The sequence below is a fragment of the Collimonas fungivorans genome (genome assembly GCF_028292705.1).
GTDB classification, from domain to species: Bacteria; Pseudomonadota; Gammaproteobacteria; order Burkholderiales; family Burkholderiaceae_D; genus Collimonas; species Collimonas fungivorans_B.
In genome coordinates this window covers 1-5,639 of record NZ_JAQGLV010000393.1, presented here as the reverse complement: position 1 = coordinate 5,639, position 5,639 = coordinate 1, and the positions used below count along the sequence as shown (strand labels likewise).

The following is a 5,639-nucleotide window of genomic DNA, read 5'->3' as shown; positions in this document are numbered from 1 at the left end:
TGCCCGGATAGCTCTCAACCGATTTTTTGTAATAGCTCTTTGCCACGTCGTATTGCCTGAGTTTTTCATGGATGTACCCAGTCTCTGACAATAGTTGAGCAAACATATTTTGTTCCATCAGGTTTCCATCATCCCCTACCAACGCGACTGCCGCAATGTAACTCTTGCTGCTTGCTTGAATATCATCATGCTGTTCTTCATTCCAAGCCTGGTCCCTCATGACAAGGGCTTTCAGCACGCGAAGTTTTGCATTTGAAAGTCCTGCCGATTGAGATTCCTTAAAAAATTCATCCATCTCAGATGTGCTATGACCCCAACGTGTCTCCAGAACGGTCATGTATTTCCTGCGTACTATGAAATTTCCTGGATCGATACGGATGGCTTCGTCTAGCAATTCACGCGGCGTAGTTAATGGAGCAGTCGCACGAATGTGCTTGCCAGAGAAGGTTCCGATGAGCCTATCCACATAGGAAATTGCGCCAGCAAAAATACCTGGATTGTAGTGACTGCTAAGATCAATAAGCTGAACATAAGAAAGAATGGGGCGATCGTCGAGTTTCAACGATTCCTGGAGATCGATGAAAGCCTTCAAATTGTCTTCATCCATCGCCGCAAATTGCTTGTCCGAGGTATCCGCAGAGTATTTGCTGCCACGTGCTTCGCGCCCGGCATGGATGTAGTAGATCGCCTCCGCCAAGCGCGCCGCATACGATTGCGGATAAGCCTCAATCCATTCGGCGTAGCGTGGCTTGAGTGCTGGATCCGTGTCGTAGAAATCACGGTAGGCGAGCAACAACGCCAGATCATCGATCTTCCCGCTTTTGTAGGCATCTTGTAGCGAAGAAAAACGAGCCTCAAGGACATCGTACCGCCCAGTCTTGAGCAGCTGGGACGTATCGGTCGAGTCTCGATTTGAAGCGCCCCCTGAACCGGATATTGCCGTGCTGACGGCAATTTTATTTCCCGCTTTGTTTTGCAGGTTGATTGCAGAGTTGCTGCTCTTCATCAGAGTTGGGACTGCGGCTCGCCCGCAATCATCCCCGGTATACCAAGGCATGCGGTACACCCCACCGTGGAGGCGAACACAAACTACATCGCCTTGCACTTTTTTTCGGTAAAAATCGGGGTGCACGACGATGTCGTTTATGGCAGTCCTGGATCCCCAAGGCTGCACGGAAAAGTAAAATGTTGCGCCTTTCCCTGTTGTATGGTGTCGCGCCAGGATTTTCAGTGGGTAGACTGCTGGCAGCGAACGATCAAAAATGGCGTTGGTAAGAATAATTCCCGCAATCGCATATACAGCGTAAAAGATCAAATAGAGAATACCCAGTAGCGGTTTCTTTCCATATCCCGCGGAGACCCATCCCGTCGCTGCCGTCATCAGCAATCCTATAATCAGGCCTGGCGCAATTGCCTGCACCCATTCCAGCGTGTTCACGTCCTGCAGAGCCCTCAGCCCCAGGAGTATCCCAGGCAGGATGCATAGAACCGTCAGGTCGCCTTTCGCGGTGTTTTTGCCTGGATCGACAATTGTATATAACCCATTGCTCTTCCAGGCGATGGCGATTGCTATCCATGGCAAGGCGAGGCATATTGATATCAATAACAAATATGGTCTCGGATAAAAGAAGACCCAAAAAGACAAGGCGAACATTGCAATATGCACTATCGCTGCGATCTTTCCAAGACGTCCCGATGAATGCGGGATCTGAGCATTAAGCAAGTTGTTGTCCTCAATATGTCAATACAGATGTCGCTGGGGTGTGACCGGTCACCAGCGATGTTATGTGGTCAAACAATGTCTACACATACACAAAACTCCCCACCACATCGAATTAATCTGATGCGAATGAGGACGAACACAGAAACGTCATGCCAAAGTCTTGGCATAACGAGAAACGCCAATAACATGTCGTGAATCCGTCATGGCTTCCAGGCGGGCATGCGATCTAAAATGTTTCTAATTGGAAAGTATTGTAGTGTACGGGATCAATTGCGTGGCGTCCACTTGAGCGATCAGGCGAGCAAAATATTTCGCCCGTTGACGCTATGCATCCGTATTGGAGGACCGCGAGAGTCTGGACTTCAGGAGGTTACGGTCAGTCGCATGGCGGGCCGACCAGAGTTGACCTGACACCGTCTGTCAGGTCAATTTTGAGCTGGTAAAACCATATCGTAAGGAAGATTTTTCGTCATTTGCATAAATGCGAATGAATGCTTTAGTCCGACAAGATAGCAACTGCCCTGGTCCAGCCGGCGCTCGCAGCCCGGATCTTCGCCGGAAAACAGACAACAGTGAAGCCGGTCGACGGCAAAATCTCAAGGTTGTGCAGCTTCTCGATCTGGCAGTAACCAACCTCGCGCCCGGCCTTGTGCCCTTCCCAGATCAGGCTCGCATCTCCGGTCTGCGCATAGCGGCGCGCCGTATGCGAGAACGGTGCGTCCCAGCTCCAGCCGTCGGTGCCGACCACCCGCACACCCTGCTCCGCAAGATACAGGGTGGCGTCGCGTCCCATGCCGCAGCCGGTGTGGATGTAATCCGGCTGGCCGTATTGCTTGCCGGCGCGTGTATTTACAACGACGATCTCGAGCGGCTTCAGCTTGTGGCCGATGCGCTCTAGTTCGGCTTCGATTTCTTGTGGGGATACCACATGGCCATCGGGAAGATGCCTGAAATCCAGCTTCACGCCGGGTTGCATGAACCATTCGAGCGGCACTTCATCGATTGCGATTGCGCGCTTGCCGCCGTCCATCGTGGGGTGATAGTGCCAGGGCGCGTCGATATGGGTGCCGTTGTGCGTCGACAGCGTGATCTTCTCGACGGCCCAGCCCATTTTTTCCGGCAGCTGATCCACGCTCATTCCCGGAAACGACGCGATTAAATCAACGGCAGAAGCCTTGTGGGTCGTATACACGATCGACGGCCGCATGGGCAGCGGATCGGCAGGCGTTTCGTTATCGAGCGCGATAGAGATATCTATAATGCGTGACATGATTTGTCTCCGATGAAAACGATGCAGAATGTGGGCAGCCGTTAACGCGTGATGCGTCCGCTGCAGGTGCCGAAGCCGATCGAAACAAACCCTTCACGGTGGCATTTTCCCGAGAAGGTGATTTCGTCGCCATCCTGCAGGAAGGCGCGCTGCTCGCCGTTCGGCAACGCCACCGGTTTGGTGCCGCCAAAAGTCAGTTCCAGCATGCTGCTCAACTGGCTGGGCTTCGGTCCTGAAATAGTGCCGGTGCCAATCAGGTCGCCGGGAACCAGGTTGCAGCCGCCGCTGGCGTGGTGGGTCAGCATCTGCGCGGAAGTCCAGTACAGATGCATGGCGTTCGATTCAAGGATCTCGACCGGCGCGCTGCCCTGGGCCAGCATTTCCCCGGTACAGATTTGCACCGACAGGCTGACGTCAATCCCGCCCTGGCGCTGATCGGTTTCATCAAGCAGGTAATTCAGCGGTTGCGGATCGCTGTCCGGTCGCGCCATCGCAGGCACGCGAAACGGTTCCAGCGCGTCAGCCGTGACCACCCACGGCGAAACCGTGGTGGCGAAATTTTTAGCCAGGAACGGTCCCAGCGGAAACATCTCCCAGCGCTGGATATCGCGTGCCGACCAGTCGTTCAGCAAGCTGAAACCGACAATGTGCTTGCTGGCGTCGGTTATCGATATGGGCTCGCCCTGGGCATTTCCCGGCCCGACGTAAAAACCCATTTCCAGTTCGAAATCCAGTCTTTCACATGGGCCGTAGCTTGGACTACCGCCAGCCGCCAACGGCGGACGCTGCCCCATCGGCCGACGCACCGCATTGCCGCTGGCCCGCACCGACGATGCCCTGCCGTGGTACGCGATAGGCACCCACTTGTAATTGGCCGGCAACGGATTTTCCGGAGTCAGCAGGGAGCCGGCAGCGATTGCATGATGGATACCGGCGTAGAAGTCCGTGTAGTTTCCTACCGCGGTTGGCAGGTGCATCCGGCATGCGCTCATTTCAGGCAATATCTGCGACCGCAGCGATTCGATGCGGTCGCGCGCCGGGCCGTCCCGGTCCAGCAGCATCGCCACCTGCTTGCGCAGCTCGCGCAGCGGAGCGCGTCCCAGCGCGAACAGCCGATTGAGCGTTCCGTCTCTTGCCGCGTCCGCGGCTTCTGCCGCCAGGCCCGTCAGCAAACCGATGTCTGCTGCCGCGGCGACGTCCAGGATGCAGTCGCCGATCGCTATGCCGAAACGCGGCGCCGTAGTTCCGTTATAGCTGAAGATACCCAAAGGCAGGTTCTGGATGGGAAAATCGGATGCACTGTGATTTGCCGTCTCTACCCAGCTTTTGCGGGCAGGGTCATGGGTTTCATCGGTATTTTTCATGGTTCCTATCCTCGTTGATCGGTGAAAAGAGTTGAATCTGAGTTCATGAAATCGCGCTCCCAGCACTGACTTTGCGACTGTATTTCGCAGCGCCGGCGTCGGGCCGGCGCACCAGGAAGATGCACATGCCGGCGACGAAAGAAATCAAGCCGAGTGAAGCGCAGGCGATCGGGTAGCCGTATGTGACCGTGATTTTCCCGTACAGGATCGGAATCACGACGCCGCCCACCGCGACAATCGTCAGCATCAAGCCGCATGCCGTGGGAATGTCGGCGATCCTGATGCCGCGATAGAACCCCGGCATGGCGATCCATACCACGAAGCCCATCATGCCCACGCATCCCACGGTCGCCGCCGCCAGCTGCAGCCCCTGGAACTCCACGTGGGGAATGCTGCACAGCGCGAGGCTTACGATGATCCATGCACCGGCAATCGTCGGGATGGCGCCGAACACCTTGTCAGCCAGCCAGCCCCCCAGGATGCCGCCGGGGATGCCGCTCACCAGCAGGATGACGCTGAGCGAACCGGCCACCTGCGGCGCCAGCCGGAAATGCTCCGCCGCATAGGTCGGCAGAAAGGAAGCGACGGTGAAGTAGCTGCCATAGGCGCCCATGAAACTGATGCCCAGGATCCACAGGTCCCGATTGCCCAGCGTGCGCTTCAGCGCCGCGAGATCAAGGCGGGCGCCGCCGATGTCGCGCGCGCCGGCATCGGGTGGAACCGGAAACAGGAATAGCAATGCCACAAAAGTCAGCGCGCCGACGCCCGCTCCCAGCAGCAGCGCCATGCGCCAGCCATACATGGCCACGACATCTCCCCATGCATAGATGCCGATCGCCGCACCGACGGTAAACGCCACGCCCGTGATCAGGCCGTTAGCCGTGGCCAGCTCATGGTTGCGGAACCAGGCCATCGTCAGGCCGATCGCGCTGCCGATATAGATCGATCCGCCCACGCCGCAGACGAAACGGCCGGCAAGCAGGATTTCATAGCTGTGCGCTTGCGCCGTTGCCACGGCGCCCAGCGTTTCGGCCGCAATTCCCAGCAGCATGGCGAACCGCAAGCCAAAGGCTTCGGCGATCATGCCGCCCGGGATATGCGCAAGGCCGTAACCGGCAATGAACACGCCGACAATCACGCCGACCTGAGGCAATGTCAGCTGCATTTCCGGCGCCAGGCTGCCGAACGTCGGCACGATGTTGAACCAGTTCAGCGTGAATTGAAGAAACGACATGAAAATGATAGCCAGTGCAATCCAGCGGTTTTTCATGGCTTGCCTCCT

Annotated in this window: 4 protein-coding genes; all 4 read right to left on the bottom strand. The window is 56.5% G+C overall.

Translation table 11 applies throughout. The annotated features are described in order from the left end of the window. Positions 1–1,723 (bottom strand): DUF4034 domain-containing protein (locus JWQ61_RS21275; protein WP_304362275.1); only part of this gene is annotated, 1,723 nt, incomplete at its 3' end. A gap of 496 nt (positions 1,724–2,219) precedes the next feature. Beyond that, the gene (locus JWQ61_RS21270) at positions 2,220–2,996 is read right to left on the bottom strand and encodes a cyclase family protein (RefSeq protein WP_304362276.1); all 777 of its coding nucleotides are present in this window, start codon (positions 2,994–2,996) and stop codon (positions 2,220–2,222) included. Positions 2,997–3,034: 38 nt separating this feature from the next. Next, a complete protein-coding gene (gene fahA, locus JWQ61_RS21265) occupies positions 3,035–4,357 on the bottom strand; it encodes a fumarylacetoacetase (protein WP_304362274.1) in 1,323 nt (440 codons plus the stop codon). 43 nt (positions 4,358–4,400) lie between these two features. After that, positions 4,401–5,639: nitrate/nitrite transporter (locus JWQ61_RS21260; protein WP_304362273.1), on the bottom strand; the 1,239-nt coding region annotated here is incomplete at its 5' end.

What these genes read in the sequence shown, in the direction of transcription:
- fahA (WP_304362274.1), bottom strand. Translation starts at nt 4,357, where the DNA reads ATGAAAAATACCGATGAAACCCATGACCCTGCCCGCAAAAGCTGGGTA.